At 74.9% G+C, this 15,741-nt stretch carries 18 protein-coding genes; 7 read left to right on the top strand and 11 right to left on the bottom strand.

The window, feature by feature from the left end; genetic code table 11:
• Window positions 1-153 precede the first annotated feature (153 nt).
• Window positions 154-1,209: a zf-HC2 domain-containing protein gene (locus G5C65_RS15575; RefSeq protein WP_165299429.1), complete on the bottom strand. Its 1,056-nt coding sequence runs from the start codon at window positions 1,207-1,209 to the stop codon at window positions 154-156.
• Entirely contained in the window at window positions 1,206-1,979 is a 774-nt protein-coding gene (gene sigE / locus G5C65_RS15570; RefSeq protein ID WP_165299428.1) for an RNA polymerase sigma factor SigE, read from the bottom strand. The genes G5C65_RS15575 and sigE overlap by 4 nt, the downstream gene beginning before the upstream one ends.
• Before the next feature lie 164 nt (window positions 1,980-2,143).
• Here sigE and G5C65_RS15565 point away from each other — a divergent pair, with 164 nt between their 5' ends.
• Window positions 2,144-2,830, top strand: coding sequence for an O-methyltransferase (locus G5C65_RS15565; RefSeq protein ID WP_165299427.1), 687 nt, complete (start codon window positions 2,144-2,146; stop codon window positions 2,828-2,830).
• A gap of 74 nt (window positions 2,831-2,904) precedes the next feature.
• Here G5C65_RS15565 and G5C65_RS15560 read toward each other — a convergent pair whose 3' ends face one another.
• On the bottom strand, window positions 2,905-3,072 hold the full coding sequence (locus G5C65_RS15560) for a DUF3117 domain-containing protein (RefSeq protein ID WP_165299426.1): 168 nt from the start codon (window positions 3,070-3,072) through the stop codon (window positions 2,905-2,907).
• A 330-nt stretch (window positions 3,073-3,402) separates the two neighbouring features.
• On the opposite strand from G5C65_RS15560, the gene G5C65_RS15555 reads away from it, so the two are divergent.
• Window positions 3,403-4,191, top strand: coding sequence for an enoyl-CoA hydratase/isomerase family protein (locus G5C65_RS15555; RefSeq protein WP_165299425.1), 789 nt, complete (start codon window positions 3,403-3,405; stop codon window positions 4,189-4,191).
• Here the strand turns inward: G5C65_RS15555 and G5C65_RS15550 are convergent.
• A complete protein-coding gene (locus tag G5C65_RS15550; RefSeq protein ID WP_165299432.1) occupies window positions 4,178-4,786 on the bottom strand; it encodes a DNA-3-methyladenine glycosylase I in 609 nt (202 codons plus the stop codon). The two genes, G5C65_RS15555 and G5C65_RS15550, sit on opposite strands and share 14 nt — an antisense overlap.
• A gap of 56 nt (window positions 4,787-4,842) precedes the next feature.
• The gene (locus G5C65_RS15545) at window positions 4,843-5,283 is read right to left on the bottom strand and encodes a DivIVA domain-containing protein (RefSeq protein WP_165299431.1); all 441 of its coding nucleotides are present in this window, start codon (window positions 5,281-5,283) and stop codon (window positions 4,843-4,845) included.
• Window positions 5,284-5,499: 216 nt separating this feature from the next.
• Between G5C65_RS15545 and folP the strand changes: the two genes are divergently transcribed.
• Complete coding sequence (gene folP / locus G5C65_RS15540; protein ID WP_165299424.1) at window positions 5,500-6,369, top strand: dihydropteroate synthase; 870 nt, start codon at window positions 5,500-5,502, stop codon at window positions 6,367-6,369.
• 237 nt (window positions 6,370-6,606) lie between these two features.
• On the opposite strand, the gene G5C65_RS15535 is transcribed toward folP, so the two are convergent.
• A complete protein-coding gene (locus tag G5C65_RS15535; protein WP_165299423.1) occupies window positions 6,607-7,377 on the bottom strand; it encodes an LOG family protein in 771 nt (256 codons plus the stop codon).
• Between the two features lie 115 nt (window positions 7,378-7,492).
• Complete coding sequence (dapE, locus tag G5C65_RS15530; RefSeq protein WP_165299422.1) at window positions 7,493-8,569, bottom strand: succinyl-diaminopimelate desuccinylase; 1,077 nt, start codon at window positions 8,567-8,569, stop codon at window positions 7,493-7,495.
• 32 nt (window positions 8,570-8,601) lie between these two features.
• Between dapE and G5C65_RS15525 the strand changes: the two genes are divergently transcribed.
• Window positions 8,602-9,654 (top strand): VldE C-terminal domain-containing protein, encoded by a 1,053-nt coding sequence (locus G5C65_RS15525; protein ID WP_420903318.1) that lies wholly within the window; start codon window positions 8,602-8,604, stop codon window positions 9,652-9,654.
• A 326-nt stretch (window positions 9,655-9,980) separates the two neighbouring features.
• On the top strand, window positions 9,981-10,394 hold the full coding sequence (locus G5C65_RS40125) for an ATP-binding protein (RefSeq protein WP_165299421.1): 414 nt from the start codon (window positions 9,981-9,983) through the stop codon (window positions 10,392-10,394).
• 88 nt (window positions 10,395-10,482) lie between these two features.
• Here the strand turns inward: G5C65_RS40125 and dapC are convergent, their stop codons facing one another.
• Both dapC and fdxA read right to left on the bottom strand, forming a co-directional pair.
• Window positions 10,483-11,571, bottom strand: coding sequence for a succinyldiaminopimelate transaminase (gene dapC / locus G5C65_RS15515; RefSeq protein ID WP_338146412.1), 1,089 nt, complete (start codon window positions 11,569-11,571; stop codon window positions 10,483-10,485).
• Between the two features lie 191 nt (window positions 11,572-11,762).
• Window positions 11,763-12,089, bottom strand: a complete 327-nt coding sequence (gene fdxA, locus G5C65_RS15510) for a ferredoxin (RefSeq protein ID WP_165299419.1) — start codon at window positions 12,087-12,089, stop codon at window positions 11,763-11,765.
• A gap of 151 nt (window positions 12,090-12,240) precedes the next feature.
• Between fdxA and G5C65_RS15505 the strand changes: the two genes are divergently transcribed.
• Together G5C65_RS15505 and G5C65_RS15500 are read left to right on the top strand one after the other, a co-directional pair.
• Window positions 12,241-13,278, top strand: coding sequence for a GNAT family N-acetyltransferase (locus tag G5C65_RS15505; RefSeq protein WP_165299418.1), 1,038 nt, complete (start codon window positions 12,241-12,243; stop codon window positions 13,276-13,278).
• A gap of 7 nt (window positions 13,279-13,285) precedes the next feature.
• Window positions 13,286-14,167, top strand: a complete 882-nt coding sequence (locus G5C65_RS15500) for a transglutaminase-like and tetratricopeptide repeat-containing protein (protein ID WP_165299417.1) — start codon at window positions 13,286-13,288, stop codon at window positions 14,165-14,167.
• Window positions 14,168-14,341: 174 nt separating this feature from the next.
• Here G5C65_RS15500 and G5C65_RS15495 read toward each other — a convergent pair whose 3' ends face one another.
• The gene (locus G5C65_RS15495; RefSeq protein ID WP_206441839.1) at window positions 14,342-14,923 is read right to left on the bottom strand and encodes a response regulator transcription factor; all 582 of its coding nucleotides are present in this window, start codon (window positions 14,921-14,923) and stop codon (window positions 14,342-14,344) included.
• A 42-nt stretch (window positions 14,924-14,965) separates the two neighbouring features.
• The coding region (locus G5C65_RS15490) for a sensor histidine kinase (RefSeq protein WP_165299415.1) at window positions 14,966-15,741 on the bottom strand (776 nt) is incomplete at its 5' end.

Below are 15,741 nucleotides of genomic sequence, written 5' to 3'. Positions count from 1 at the left end.
CCCGCTGGGCGGGCGCTGGACGGCTCCACCACTGCGGTCGGCGCTCGACGGCCTTCCCCTCGTCCATGCTCTCCCCACTGCTCGCGGCGCGTCCGGACTGCCGGAAGGTGATTCAACCAGGTGCGGAGAGGCCCGGCACAGCGGCGCGCGACGTCAGGGGCCCGGAGGGGCGGCCGAGGCCGCAGGGGAGGCTGTGGGGGTACGCACGGATGCCGCGCCCAGCGGCACCGCCTCGGTGGACGACTCCCGCGAGGGGGAGGTCGTCCACTGCGAGGACCAGCCCTCCGGTCCGGGCGCGGGGGTGGCCAGGGCGGAGCCGGGCAGCTGTCCGCCGGGCCGCAGCAGCGCGCCGGAGGACCGGGCCGCCGTCGAGAGCAGCGGGGACGACTGGGGGGCCAGCGCGGGCGGGGCGCCCGTCGACCGGTCGCCACGGGCCGGGGAGCTTCCGGCGCCGCCCGCGCTGAAGGCCGCGCTCGACAGGGACGCCGCCGCGCTGGCGCTCAGCACGCCGGCCACGCGCGCACGCTGCTCGCCGCCGCGCTCGGCACGGCGCCTGCCGTCCCGGCCCGCGCCGCCCGGGGACGCCGAGCGCACCGGCCCCGCCGAGGTGTCAGCGCGGTCGCCGGAGGCGACCGAGGGGCCGCCGGCGGCACCGGTGGTGAACGCCCCGCCGATGGCGAGGGCGGCGAGCGAGAAGGCGCCCGCCGCGGCGAAGGCCAGGCGCCGCCCGCGCGAGGCGGAGCGCTCGGCGCGCTCCTCGCGGTCCGACTCGTGTATCCGGAAGCCGCGGTGCGGGCCGAGCGCACTACGGCTTCCGCCCCGGCTGACGGGCAGATAGTCGAAGTCCCAGGGCGACCGGGCACCGGTGCGGGCGGTCGGCAGCCCGCCGCGATCACCCGCGTCGGCACTCGCCTCCGCTCCGGTGCCGCCGGGGCCCTGGTCCGGGTCGCCGGGGTCGGACCAGCCGTCGGGTCTCATGGGGGTGCCCCCGGCGGGCAGGCCCTGGAGACGGGCCAGCAGGCCCTCGGACGGCGGGGGCGGCGCGGTGTCCGCGAAGACGTTCTTCAGCCGGCGCTGCTCGTCGGCCTCCGCCTTGCAGCTGCGGCACGTGGCCAGGTGCGCGAGCACCCGCTCCCGTGCGTCATGGCCCAGCTCTCCGTCGACGAGAGCGGCGAGCCGGTCACCGAGATGGTGCTCAGCGGGCGTCACTCAGACCCCACCTCCCCGGAGCGGGCCGCAGGCACCGCCACACTCAGCGCCCGCTGCCGCCCGCCGCGCACCGCGGGCGAGCGGTGCTGCAGCGCCTTGCGCAGGTGCGAGCGGCCGCGGTGGATCCGGCTGCGGACCGTGCCCAGCTTCACCCCGAGGGTGGCGGCGATCTCCTCGTACGACAGGCCCTCGATGTCGCACAGCACGACGGCGGCGCGGAACTCGGGCGCGAGGGTGTCCAGCGCCTGCTGGACGTCGGCGTCGAAGTGGGTGTCGTTGAAGTGCTGCTGCGGGGTGGGCTCGCGGCTGGGCAGGCGCTCGGCCGCGTCCTCGGCCAGGGCGTCGAAGCGGATGCGCTGCTTGCGCCGCACCGTGTCCAGGAAGAGGTTGGTGGTGATGCGGTGCAGCCAGCCCTCGAAGGTGCCCGGGGTGTAGGTCGACAGCGAGCGGAAGACGCGGACGAAGACCTCCTGGGTGAGGTCCTCGGCGTCGTGCTGGTTGCCGGTGAGGCGATAGGCGAGGCGGTAGACCCGTGCGCTGTGGGTGCTGACGATCTCCTCCCAGGACGGAGGGGTCCACACCTGCGCATCCGCATCCGTGTCGAACGTCGCGGTGGTCGCGGAGTCGGCGGTGCGGGACTGGTCAGCATTCTTGATCACGGATTTCGGCTGGGCCGCCGGCCTGACGAATCGCCTGAGCAATCCCCGGTCACGGGCCGCAGCCGCACCTCCCCTGTCGGCTCTGGTGGTGTCCAGTGGAGCCCCTACCATAGCCACATCTCCCGTTAGCTCCCGATAAGCATTTCTGCCCCGCTTTCGCGCGGGGTGCCGGGCAATGCTCTGCTTGCCAGCTTCCGTTCTTCTCTGTGCTCGTTCCGAGCTGTTCAACGTCCGGTCCCATCAGCAGGTTCCCGGGCCAACGGATACAGTCACGATTGCGTGACGGACGGGGACAGGAGAGGGCGATTACCGGCAACCGGCAGACGAGCTGGGCGTTCGCCGACGCGTACGGCGCCGAGCTGGTCGAGACCGCCGAGGGCGAGGCGCTGCGCTGGGCCACCGAACGGGCCCGGGAGGCAGGGCTGCGCTCGGTGTCCCCGGGCACCGGTGCGGCGCTGCGGCTGCTGGCCGCGACAGCGGAGGCCAAGTCCGTCGCCGAGATCGGCACCGGCACCGGCGTCTCCGGTATCCACCTGCTGCACGGGATGCGCACCGACGGCGTACTGACGACGGTCGACATCGAGCCGCAGCGGCAGCAGTTCGCGCGCGAGGCATTCCGCGCAGCGGGATTCGCGGGAAACCGGGCGCGATGCATTCCCGGCCGCGCCCTCGACGTCCTTCCGCGCCTGGCGGACGGCGGATACGACCTCGTCTTCTGCGACGGGGACCGCGCGGAGTTCCCCGACTATCTCGGGGAATCACTGCGGCTGCTGCGGCAGGGCGGACTGATCTGTTTCGCGGGCGTCTTCGCCGACGGGCGCACGATCGACTCCTCGGCCCAGCCCGTCGAAGTCCTCAAGCTGCGGGAACTGCTGCGCACGGTGCGCGAGAGCACCGCCCTGGTGACCTCGCTGCTCCCGGTCGGCGACGGGCTGCTGTGCGCGGTCAAGCGCGGTGAGTGACACGGCGGGAAGACCCGGGGCCGGACACAGCGCCGCCCCGGAGCGCGCTCACTCCGGGGCGGTCACGCGACGGGTCAGCCGCAGACCTTCTTCAGCTCCTCGTCGAGCGCCGTGGCCTCGTCCTGGGTCAGCTCGACGACGAGTCGCCCACCGCCTTCGAGCGGAACGCGCATGACGATGCCCCGCCCCTCTTTGGTCACTTCGAGCGGACCATCGCCCGTCCGCGGCTTCATGGCCGCCATGCTCGTTCCCCTTCCTGGCCGTCCGCCGACCGACTGCGTGTCCGGCCGCAGGCGGGCGCTCCCCAGGGCAGGGGACACGGAGCCACGGCATCGAACACAATGCTTCCGGTCCATTATCCCGCATGGCACGACCCGATGACCAACATCAGTCCGCATCTCTTCTGCCAAGCCCGCACACAAAACCCCCCAATGTGGCGATCAGGCTGCGATACTGCCCCACTTTCCCCCACGGGTACCCGCGCCGGACTTTGACACAGCTCACATCACACACATTCCCGCCACCCGGTCCGCCTCTGTCCGGTGCCGGTGATCTGCGCCATGCTGATCCCCATGTCCGACACCGTGCGCTACGAAGTGACCGAGGGCCTCGCGACGCTCACGCTCAACCGCCCCGAGGCCATGAACGCCCTCAACGACGACCTCAAGGACACCCTCCGCGACACCCTGCGGCAGGCCGCCGAGGACGACGCGGTGCGCGCCGTGCTGCTCACGGGCAGCGGACGGGCCTTCTGCGTGGGCCAGGACCTCAAGGAGCACACCGCGGCCCTCCAGGAGGCGGGCGGGAGCGCGCTGCGCACGGTCGAGGAGCACTACAACCCGATCACGCTGGCCCTCGCCACCATGCCCAAACCGGTGGTGGCCGCGGTCAACGGCGTCGCGGCGGGGGCGGGCGCCGGCTTCGCGTTCGCGGCGGACCACCGGATCATGGCCGACACCGCCGCGTTCAACACCTCCTTCGCCGCGATCGGGCTGACCGCCGACTCGGGCGTCTCCTGGACCCTGCCCCGGCTGGTGGGCCCCGGCCGCGCCGCCGACCTGCTGCTCTTCCCGCGCACCGTCAAGGCACCGGAGGCGCTGGAGCTGGGCCTGGCCAGCCGGGTGGTCCCGGCGGACGAGCTGGACGCGCAGGCGGCCGAGGCCGCCCGCGCGCTGGCGTCCGGCCCGACCGCCGCCTACGCGGCGCTCAAGGAGTCCCTGGCCTTTGCCGCCTCGCACTCGCTGCCCGAGACCCTGGAGAAGGAGGCCGGGCTCCAGCTGCGGCTGGGGGCCACCGCGGACCACCGGGCCGCCGTCGAGGCGTTCGTGCGCAAGGAGCAGCCCCGCTTCACCGGGCGCTGAGCGGGGCTGCCGCGCCCGGCCTGGCCCAGCAGTCCGCCAGGTGGTCGTTGACGAGCCCGCACGCCTGCATCAGGGCGTACGCGGTCGTGGGACCGACGAAGCGGAAGCCGCGCTTCTTCAGCTCCTTGGACAGCGCCGTCGACTCCGGCGTGCTGGCCGGGACCTCCCCGAGGGTGCGCGGCGCGGGGCGCGCGGTGTGGTCGGGCGCATACGACCACACGAGCCGGTCCAGCTCGCCCGGCCGCCACGCGGCGGCCACCCGCGCGTTGCCGAGCGCGGCGGTGATCTTGGCGCGGTTGCGCACGATGCCGGGGTCGGCGAGCAGCCGCCGCTCGTCCTGGGCCGTGAAGGCCGCGACCTCGGCGATGCGGAAGCCGGCGAAGGCGGCCCGGAAGTTCTCCCGCTTCCGCAGGATCGTCAGCCAGGACAGCCCCGACTGGAACGCCTCCAGGCACAGCCGCTCGAACAGCGCGTCGTCACCGTGCACGGCGTGGCCCCACTCGGTGTCGTGATACGCGGCGTAGTCCTCCGCCGTGGTGCCCCAGGGGCAGCGCAGCCGCCCGTCGGGCCCCGGCAGCGCTCCGCCGCCGTCCACCACGGCCGCGGAGCGCTCCGCGGCCCCGTTCGCCGACCCGCCGGTCTCCCCTCCGCTCACTGGCCGCCTCCGCCCGCCGGTCCCCCGTCCCCCGCCGCGCCGGGCTCCCCCGGCGGCTCGGGGCCGGTATCCGCCGGGCCGCCGCTGCGCGGGGGCGCCGACTCGCCGCGTCCTATCGCGACGGCCTGGGCGCCCGCCAGCGCGGACTCCAGCTCGGCAATCCGCGCGTCCCGCTCGGCCAGCTCGGCGCCCAGCCGGTCCAGCACATCGTCGACCTGCTGCATCCGGTAGCCGCGCACCGCCGTCGGGAGGCGCAGCACGGCCACGTCCGCGTGGCCGACGGGGCGGTCCGGCGGCAGCGGCTCGTCCAGCATGTCGGGCGGGGCCTCGACCAGCCCGCCGCCGGTGGACCGCGGGCGGCCGTCGCCGCTCCCCACGACGGCGAGCGCCACCGCGGCGACCACCACGAGCAGCGTGATCAGCATGAACCAGTACACCGAGACTCCCGGGCGCTGTGGCATATCCGTCGGCACGATCGTGTCATGCCCCACCGACAGCGAGGCCGCGGCCGGTGCCTCCCGCACCCGTCACCCGCACCCGTTCACCCGCGCCCGCGGCGCGCGCGGAACGGAGCGGCCCCTTCCCAGTACCATCCCCTGGACCGACCCTGGGGGTCGGTGAGGTGGGAGAACGAACCGAGTAGGGGATGGCTGATGCTGCGCCTGGGCACGCGTGAGTTCGGCGAGCACGAATCGGTGATCATGGCGATCGTGAACCGCACGCCCGACTCCTTCTACGACCGAGGCGCCACCTTCCGCGACGAGCCCGCGCTCGACCGGGTGGAGCAGGCGGTCTCCGAGGGCGCCGCCATCATCGACATCGGCGGCGTCAAGGCGGGCCCCGGCGACGAGGTCACCGCCGAGGAGGAGGCACGGCGCACCGTGGGCTTCGTCGCCGAGGTGCGGCGGCGCTGGCCGGACGTCGTGATCAGCGTGGACACCTGGCGGCACGAGGTGGGCGAGGCGGTGTGCGAGGCGGGCGCCGATCTGCTGAACGACGCCTGGGGCGGGGTGGACCTGCGGCTCGCCGAGGTCGCGGCGCGGTACGGCGCGGGGCTGGTCTGCACGCACGCGGGCGGCGCCCGGCCGCGCACCCGCCCGCACCGGGTCAGCTACGACGGGCCGGGCGGGGTGGTCGCCGACATCCTGCGGGTGACCGGCGAACTGGCGCGGCGCGCCGAGTCGCTCGGCGTACGGCGGGACGGCATCCTCATCGACCCCGGGCACGACTTCGGCAAGTCCACCCGGCACTCGCTGGAGGCGACACGGGAGCTCGGGCGGCTGGCCGGGACGGGGTGGCCGGTGCTGGTCTCGCTGTCCAACAAGGACTTCGTGGGCGAGACGCTGGACAAGCCGGTGAAGGAGCGGCTGCTGGGCACCCTGGCCACGACCGCGGTCTCCGCGTGGCTGGGCGCCCGGGTCTACCGGGTGCACGAGGTCGCGGAGACGCGGCAGGTGCTGGAGATGGTCTCCTCGATCGCGGGGCACCGTCCGCCCGCCGTGGCCCGGCGCGGGCTGGCCTGAGGCGCCGGTTACGGCTGCTGCTTGCTGGGCCGGGGCTGCCCCTTGCGGCTTCGTTGCAGTCTGCGAGTGCTCTGCGGCTGGTCGCGCAGTTCCCCGCGCCCCTGCGGGGCGCGCCCTGGCGCCCCGCAGGGGCGCTTCAGGGGCGCGGGGAACTGCGCGCGCAACCCACACCCGGCCGCGGACCGCGACGCACCGGCCGGGGCAGCCCCTGCCCAGCCCGATCCGCCGGTCACGGCGCTAGCTGCCGACTTCCTTGGTCACCAGGTCGATGGCCTCGTCCATGTCGTCGGTGACGTGGAAGAGGTCCATGTCGCGCGGGGCCGCCTTGCCCTGGTCGACCAGGGTGTGGCGCATCCAGTCGATCAGACCGCTCCAGTACTCCGTGCCGCACAGCACGATCGGGAAGCGGGTGACCTTCCGCGTCTGGGTGAGGGTGAGCGCCTCGAACAGCTCGTCCAGAGTGCCCAGGCCGCCGGGCAGCACCACGAAACCGCTGGCGTACTTGACGAACATCGTCTTGCGTACGAAGAAGTACCGGAAGTTCACACCGATGTCGACGTACCTGTTCATGCCCTGCTCGAACGGCAGCTCGATGCCCAGGCCGACCGAGGTGCCGCCCGCCTCCAGCGCGCCCTTGTTCGCCGCCTCCATGGCGCCGGGGCCGCCGCCGGTGATCACCGCGAACCCGGCCTCGGCCAGCGCCCGCCCGATGCGGACGCCCTTCTCGTACTCGGACGAGTCCACGGGCGTACGCGCGGAGCCGAAAACGCTCACCGCTGGGCCCAGCTCGGCCAGGGCCCCGAAGCCCTCCACGAACTCCGACTGGATGCGCATCACCCGCCAGGGGTCCTGGTGGATGAAGTCCGAGGGGCCCGCGGTATCGAGCAGCCGCTGGTCGGTGGTCCCGGCCTGGACCTGGCCGCGACGGCGCACCACCGGCCCCAGCCGCTGCTCCTGCGGGCCGCCCTCCGGACGCCGCTCCTGGTCGGCACTCTCCGCGCTGGCCATGTCGTGCTCCCTCCGCCTGCGATCTTCCGCGTTCAGGGTAAGCGGACGGAGGTGGCCCGCGGCGGAAAACCGAACGACGGGAAGGGGGCTCCCGCCGGTCCGGGCCGCCGGGCCGTCACGCCGTCAGCCAGCCGCGCAGCCGCTCGGCGCACTGGAGGATCAGGGCGACCTCCACCCTTTCGTCCCGCTTGTGGGCGAGGTTGGGGTCGCCGGGGCCGTAGTTCACGGCCGGGACGCCGAGCGCGCTGAAGCGGGAGACGTCCGTCCAGCCGTACTTGGGCCGCGGCTCGCCGCCCACCGCCTCGATGAAGGCGCGCGCCGCCGGGTGCGAGAGGCCGGGGAGCGCTCCCGGCGAGCCGTCCGTCACGGTGAACTCCTCGACGCCGCAGCCCGCGAAGACCTCGCGCACATGCTCCAGCGCCTCCTGCTCCCCGCGGTCGGGCGCGTAGCGGTAGTTGACGGTGACCCTGCACACGTCGGGGATGACGTTGCCCGCCACACCGCCCTCGATGCGGACGGCGTTGAGCCCCTCGTGGTACTCCAGCCCGTCGATCACCGGCCGGCGCGGCTCGTACGCGGCGAGCCGCTCCAGCACCGGGCCCGCCGCGTGGATGGCGTTCTCGCCCATCCAGCCGCGCGCGGAGTGGGCGCGCACCCCGCCGGTGCGCAGCTCGACGCGGAGGGTGCCCTGGCAGCCGCCTTCCACCTCGGCGTACGACGGCTCCAGCAGCACGGCGAAGTCGCCCGCCAGCCACTCCGGGTGCGCCTCGGCGACATGCCCGAGGCCGTTGAGGTGGGCGGCGACCTCCTCGTTGTCGTAGAAGACGAACGTGAGGTCGCGGTTGGGCTCGGGCACCGTGGCGGCGAGGTGCAGCTGCAGGGCGACGCCGGACTTCATGTCGCTGGTGCCGCACCCCCACAGCACCCCGTCGTCGAGCCGGGAGGGCAGGTTGTCCGCGATGGGGACGGTGTCGAGGTGCCCGGCGAGCACCACGCGCTCGGCGCGGCCCAGATCCGTGCGGGCCACGACGTTGTTGCCGTACCGGTCGACGGCGAGGTGCGGCAGCTCGCGCAGGGCCGCCTCGACGGCGTCGGCGAGCTCCTTCTCCGTGCCGCTCTCCGAGGGGAAGTCAACGAGCCACGCGGTCAGCCGCGCGGCGTCCTGTCGCAGGTCGAGTGCGCTGTGGGGCATGGGAGACACCCTACGGGCGCGCACCGGCTACCTTGGTGCCCGTGCCCCACTCCGCTCCCCCGCGCACGCTCCGGCTCCCCGGCCGCCGCCGGCTGATCAGCATGGCGACGGCCTGCGCCGTGGCGCTCGGACTGGTCGCGTACCTGGTGGTGGCGGTGGTCTCCGGGGACGGGCGCGGCGGGCTCTGCGTCGTACGCGCCACGGGCGGCGGCGACGGCGCCCGCCACGCGCCCGACGCGGCCCGCTACGAGCTGACGGCGGAGGGGGCCGCCAACGCCGCGACCATCACGGCCGTCGCCTCGCGGCGCGGCCTTCCGGAGCGGGCGGTGACGATAGCGCTCGCCACGGCGCTCCAGGAGTCCGGACTGCGCAACATCGGCCACGGCGACCGGGACTCGCTCGGGCTCTTCCAGCAGCGCCCCTCGAAGGGCTGGGGAACCGAGCGGCAGATCCTCGACCCGGTGTACTCGGCGGGGAAGTTCTACGACCACCTGGTGAAGATCCCGGGCTACTCCCGGCTCCCCCTCACCGTCGCCGCGCAGCGCGTCCAGCGCAGCGGCTACCCGCAGGCGTACGCGAAGCACGAGGCGGGCGCGGCGCTGCTCACCGCCGCGCTGACGGGCCGCCGGGCCGCGGCGCTGAGCTGTACGACGGGCGGCGGGGACGGCGGCGGCGACGGCGAGCCGGGCGATCCGGAGCGGGTACGGGCCCAGCTGGTGCGGGAGTTCGGCCGGGATGTGCTGACCGCGTCCCCGAAGGGCGGCGCGGAGCGGGCCGCGAGCGGGCACCGCGCGGGCCGCGCCCTCTCCCCGGCGGCGGACTCCGGCTCGGGCGCGGGCGCGGGCGCGGGCCGAAAGCGCGCACGCCCCGCGCTGTCCCTCCCCGTTCGCGGCGAGCGCCAGGGGTGGGAGCTGGCCCACTGGGCGGTGGCGCAGGCCGGCCGGCTGCGTATCGAGCGCGTCGTGTACGACGGGCGCGTGTGGAGCGCGGACCGCGCGCGGGACGGGTGGCGCAAGACCCGCGCGGCAGCGGACGGGCCGGCCGCGCGCGCCGAGGTCGCGCTGCGGCTCTCCGCCGGTCAGTAGTACCCGGATTCCCCCGTACGAGGGACCCGGCAGCGCAGCAGGACGACGCGGAAGCGGAAGCGGCGGGGCCCCCGGTGGCGCGGTGAACTGCCCTGGAAACGCTGGAAACGCACCCTTCCCCGGGCCCGCGACGATCAAGGTGGCGAGGCAAATGCCCAGTTTGCGCCCACTGTCGCGGCACCCGCATTACCAATCCTTTACCCGGGTGTCCCGCAACCTCAGCGCCGCTCCACGCGATAGGCACGGCGTCCGACCGGGCACGTTCCAGCCCGGCGCCTGTGCACCACCTTCCTTCAGACCGCAGACCTCTCCGTCAAAGGAGCACCATGTCCCTCCCCCTCACGCGCAGGATTGCCCAGACCGCGCTGCTCACCGCCGCAGGCGCGGCCTCCGTGGTCGGCGTGACGGCCGGTTCCGCCAGCGCACTCGACCTGCCCACGGGCAGCGGCTCCGCCGGCCTGAGCGACCTCGACGGCCAGGGCACCGGCGAGACCCTGGACCGGACCGTGCGGGGCACCACCCACCTGGTGGGCACGACGGGCGGCCAGACTCTCCAGGAGACCGTCCCGGCGGCGGGCGAGACGCTCGGCGCGGCGGCCAAGCAGGCCACCCCTGCGGCCGAGAACCTGGCGGGCCAGGTCGCGGGCAAGGGCGGCGAGGCCCTGGGCGAGACCGCCAAGTCGGCCACCGCGGACGGGCTGCCCGGCACCGGGCTGGGCCTGGGCCTTCCCCTGGCCTGACGGCCCGACCCCTGCGCATATCGCTGCACATATCGCGGTGAGGCGGGGCCCGGAGAAACCACTCCGGGCCCCGCCTCACCGCTGTGCGTCAGCCGGCGAGCCTGCGGACCGCGGCCGCCACCCGCTCGTCCGTCGCCGTGAGGGCGACCCGGACGAAGCGGTCACCCGCCGGGCCGTAGAAGTCGCCCGGCGCGACCAGGATGCCGCGCTTCGACAGCTCGCCGACGGTCTCCCAGCACGGCTCGTCCCGCGTCGCCCACAGATACAGCGACGCCTCGCTGTGCTCGATACGGAACCCGGCCCCCTCCAGCGCACCGCGCAGCGCGCGGCGGCGGGCCGCGTACCGCTCGCGCTGCTCCGCGACATGCGCGTCGTCGCCCAGCGCCGCGATGGTGGCCGCCTGCACGGGCGCGGGCACCATCATGCCGCCGTGCTTGCGGATCTGCAGCAGCTCGCCGAGCACCGCCGCGTCCCCGGCCAGGAACGCCGCGCGGTAGCCCGCGAGGTTGGAGCGCTTGGAGAGCGAGTGCACGGCCACCACGCCGTCGTACGAACCGCCGTTCACCTCCGGGTGCAGCACCGAGCCCGGGTCCGCCTCCCAGCCCAGCTCCAGGTAGCACTCGTCGCTGACGACCAGCACTCCGTGCTCGCGCGCCCAGGCCACGACCCGGCGCAGTTCGCCGGTGTCCAGCACGCGGCCGGTCGGGTTGGAGGGCGAGTTCAGCCAGAGCAGCCGCAGGCCCGCCGGGTCCACCCGCAGCGGGTCGTCGTACGCGACGGGCTCCGCGCGCGCGAGGCGGGCGCCCACCTCGTACGTCGGATAGGCCAGCCGCGGGAAGGCCACCCGGTCCCCGGGGCCGAGCCCGAGCTGGCCGGGCAGCGAGGCCACCAGCTCCTTGGAGCCCACCACCGGCAGCACATTGGCGTGCTGGACGCCGCGCGCCCCGAGCCGGCGTTCGCACCATCCGGCGATCGCGTCGCGCAGCGCGGCCGTGCCCCACACGGTCGGATAGCCGGGGCTGTCGGCGGCGTCCGCGAGCGCGCGCCGGATCGGGGCCGGCACCGGGTCGACAGGGGTGCCGACGGACAGGTCGACGATGCCGTCGGCGTGCGCGGCCGCACCGGTCTTGTACGGCTCCAGCCGGTCCCAGGGGAAGACGGGAAGGCGTTCGGACACGGGGGCGTGGGAAGGGTCGAAGGCGGGTGGCACGGTGGCTCGCTCTCTGTGGGAAAGCCGCAGTCCCGCACGGCGCGGGCTGACACCGTACGGGACTGCGGCACACGTCGACGGGCGGACCGGGGCGCGATGTCCTGGCGCCGAAACACCGGACGGGCGCCCCTGGGCCGGGAGGCGCTACGCGCGGGGACTCACTCGTCGTGCTCCTGCGGGGGGAGCGCGGCGATCAGCGGGTGGTCCCGCTCGATCAGGCCGAGCTTGCTCGCCCCGCCGGGCGAGCCGAGCTCGTCGAAGAACTCGACGTTGGCCTTGTAGTAGTCCTTCCACTCGTCAGGGGTGTCATCCTCGTAGAAGATGGCCTCGACCGGGCAGACCGGTTCGCAGGCTCCGCAGTCGACGCATTCGTCCGGGTGGATGTACAAGGACCGCTGGCCCTCGTAGATGCAGTCGACGGGGCACTCCTCGATGCAGGCCTTGTCCTTCAGGTCGACACAAGGCTCCGCGATGACGTAAGTCACGCTGTCGTTCCTCCTCGATAGGGCTGGCGGGCCGGTGTCCGGCTCCGCCGCGTGGCGCGCGGGAGCGCTGCTTCGATCCGGACGGCGGCGATGCCCACACCTAGTATCTCCGTTCCTGGGCACAAGACGAACAGGAGGGGCGGATAGAGCTGTGGAATTCACCACGGGCGGACGCCTTGAGGTCCGCATTACCGCTGCCGACGTGGGCAAACGCGTATCAGTACGGACATTGACCGGCGCTCAGGAGCGAGTCGGGCGGTTTACGGACACCGTCGGCGTGCTCACCGCGTGGACGGACGGCGTGCTGTATGTCACACGCCGTGACGGAGTGACGGTCGAGCTGGCGGAGGCAGCGCTCGTCGCGGGCAAGGTCGTGCCCAGCACACCGGCACGGCGCCGCGGCGTCCCGTCGGCGAGCGTGCGCGAGCTGACGGCGGCGGCCGCGCGCGGCTGGCCCGCGGTGGAGAGCGAGCGGCTGGGCGAGTGGACGCTGCGCGCCTCCGACGGGTTCACGGCGCGCGCGAACTCCGTCCTGCCGCGCGGCGACCCGGGCCTGCCGCTGGACACGGCGCTGGACCGGGTGGCCGGCTGGTACGCGGCGCGCGGCCTGGTCCCGCGCATCCAGGTCGTGCCGGAGGAGGACGCGCTGCTGACCCGGGAGTTGGCCGAGCGCGGCTGGGCGGACGAGCGGCACGCCGTGCTCCGGGTGGGCGCGCTGGCGCCCCTGGCGGACCGGGAGCCCGACGCGCGGGTGGAGCTGAGCCGCGAGCCGGACGAGGAGTGGCTGGCCCGCTACGGCCGTGCGTCCGGCGGCCGGGCCGACGCCGCGTGGGGCGTGCTGACGGGCGGTCCGTCGGTCTGGTTCGCGAAGGTGCGCGCCCCCGGAGCGACAGGAGGTGCCCCCGGAGCGGCAGGGGGCGCCGCCGCCATCGGACGGTGCGTGGTCGAGAGCCGCTGGGCCGGGTTCGCGGCCATGGAGACCGCGCCGGAGCAGCGGCGGACGGGGCTGGCCGGCGCGGTGATGGCCGAGCTGGCCCGCAGGGCCCTGGACGAGGGCGCCTCGGCGGCGTACCTCCAGGTGGAGACGGAGAACAGTGCGGCACGTGCGCTCTACGACCGGCTGGGCTTCGCCGACCACCACAGCTACCACTACCGCCGCGCCCCCGCGGGGCTGACGGAGGGGATCTAACGGACGGATGGACAGCGAAGCGAACCGGCGGCAGTTCGCCGAGGCGGCCCGCGACGAGCGGCCCGACCTCGCGCTGCTCTGTCTGCTGATCGGCGTGGAGGCGGCGGCGCACGCGACGGGCGAGCACACGGCCCGCGAGGTGCTCGGCGGCGCGGCCTCCGCCCAGGCCGCCGTGGACACGGCGCAGATCGAGCTGGACCGGCTGGCCGGGCTGGTGCCGTACGCCGACTCCCGTACGCCCGCGCAGTGGGCGGGCGACCTGGAGCGGCTGCTCGGCGACGGGTGCGGCTTCCGGGGCGCGCCGGGCGACTACCGGCGGCTGGAGTCGTCCCTGCTGCACGCCGTGCTGCGGCGGCGGCGCGGACTGCCGATCCTGCTGTCGGTGGTGTGGATGGAGGTGGCGCGGCGGGCCGGAGCGCCCGTCTACGGGGTGGCGCTGCCGGGCCACTTCGTGGTCGGCTTCGGCGACCCGGTGGGCGAGCACGCGCTGGCCGACCCGTTCGCGGGCGGGCGGACGCTGGCCGGCGGGGATCTGGAGCTGCTGGTCGCGGGCGCTACCGGCGGGCGGACGCCGGTGTCGGCGGCGATGCTGCAGCCCGCCGGGCCGCTGGAGATAGTGCTGCGGGTGCTCAACAACATCCGGGCGTGGGCCGGGGCCCGCCCGGAGCAGTCGGCGGTCCAGCTGTGGGCCATCGAGCTGTCGCTGCTGCTGCCCCACCATCCGGCCCGGCTCCGCTACGAGCGGGCCCAGCTGCTGGTGGAGCGGGGGGAGTTCGTACGCGGGGCGCGCGAGATGGAGGCGTACGCGGAGGTGATCGCGACGATGGAGCCGAACGCCGCCGAGACGATGCGGAGGGCGGCCCGCGCCGCGCGGGCCCGCCTCAACTGAGGGTCCGGTCCGGTGGACAGGGCCGGGGAGGGGCTGCCGCTTGCTGTCCGCCGCGGTCCGCGGGCAGGCCGTGGCCGGTCGCGCCCCCGAGCTCTCGGCTTCGCTCGAACAGGGGGGACCCCCATCGCGGCGAAGCCGCTGTGGACACGAGCCCCGCGCCCCTGACGGGGCACCTCACAGCCACCCCTTCTCGCGGGCGATCCGGGCGGCCTCGGCCCGGTTGCGGGCCCCCGTCTTCCGGATCGCCGTCGACAGGTAGTTGCGCACGGTGCCGTGCGAGAGGTGCAGCGCTGCGGCGATGTCCGCGTTGCCGCCGCCCCGGCCGGCCACGTCGAGCACGTCCCGCTCCCGGCCGGTGAGCGGACTGGCGCCCTCCGCGAGCGCCGCGGCGGCCAGCGCCGGGTCGATGACCCGTTCGCCGCCCAGCACCCGGCGTACGGCGGCGGCCAGTTCGGCCGCCGGGGAGTCCTTGACCAGGAAGCCGTCGGCCCCGGACTCCATGGCGCGGCGCAGATAGCCGGGGCGGCCGAAGGTGGTGAGGATGACGACCTTCACCTCGGGCACCTCGGAGTGCCTCCCGCGCAGCTCGGCGCCCGCGTCGAGCCCGGAGCAGCCGGGCATCTCGATGTCGAGCAGCGCGACGTCGGGGCGGTGCGCTGCGGCCGCTTCCAGCACCTCGTCGCCCCGGCCCACCTGCGCGACGACCTCGATGTCGGCCTCCAGCCCCAGCAGCGCGGCGAGGGCCTCGCGCACCATGGCCTGGTCCTCGGCCAGCAGCAGTCTGATCACACCCCCAGGCTACGGGCGGCCGCCCCGCGGCAGGTCAGGGGCGGCGTCGGGGGACGGCGCCGGGTGCGCGGGGACCGTGGCGTGGAGGGTGTAGCCGCCCCGGACGCCGGGGGCCGTGGCCAGGGTGCCGCCGGCCAGGGCCAGGCGCTCCCGCAGTCCGGTGAGCCCGTTGCCCTCGGGCGCGCCGGCGGGCCCCGTGCCGTTGTCCGTGACCGTGAGCCGGACCGCGCCGTCCGGGCGGCGCACCAGCACGACCGCGCAGCGGCTCGCGCCGCTGTGCCGCACCACGTTGGTCACCGCCTCGCGCAGCGACCACGCCAGGGGGCTCTCCTGCCCGGCGGCGAGCGGCCCGCCGGCGACGGCGCCGTCCGGCCCCGCCTGCGGCACGTCCGCCTCGATCCCGGCCGCCGCCAGCGCCGTACGGGCCCCCGCCAGCTCGACGGCGAGGGTGGGGCGGCGGTAGCCGCTGACCGCTTCCCGGACGTCGACCAGGGACTGTCTGCCGACCCGCTCGATGTCGGCCACCTCGCCCGCCGCGCGCTCCGGGTCCCCGGGCAGCATCCGGCCGGCCAGCTCGCTCTTGAGCGTGATCAGCGAGAGCGAGTGCCCGAGCAGGTCGTGCAGATCGCGGGCGAGCCGCAGCCGCTCCTCGTTCGCTGCGAGCTGGGCGACCGCGGCGCGCGCCTCCCGCAGCTCCCGCATGGTGCGGACGGTCTTGCGCGCCGACATCAGCGCGAAGCCGCCCAGTGCCGCCGGGACGACGAACGAGCTCCACACCTCCCGCC

The sequence above is a fragment of the Streptomyces boncukensis genome (assembly GCF_011045075.1).
GTDB lineage: Bacteria > Actinomycetota > Actinomycetes > Streptomycetales > Streptomycetaceae > Streptomyces > Streptomyces boncukensis.
This window is presented reverse-complemented; position numbering and strand designations above follow the sequence as displayed.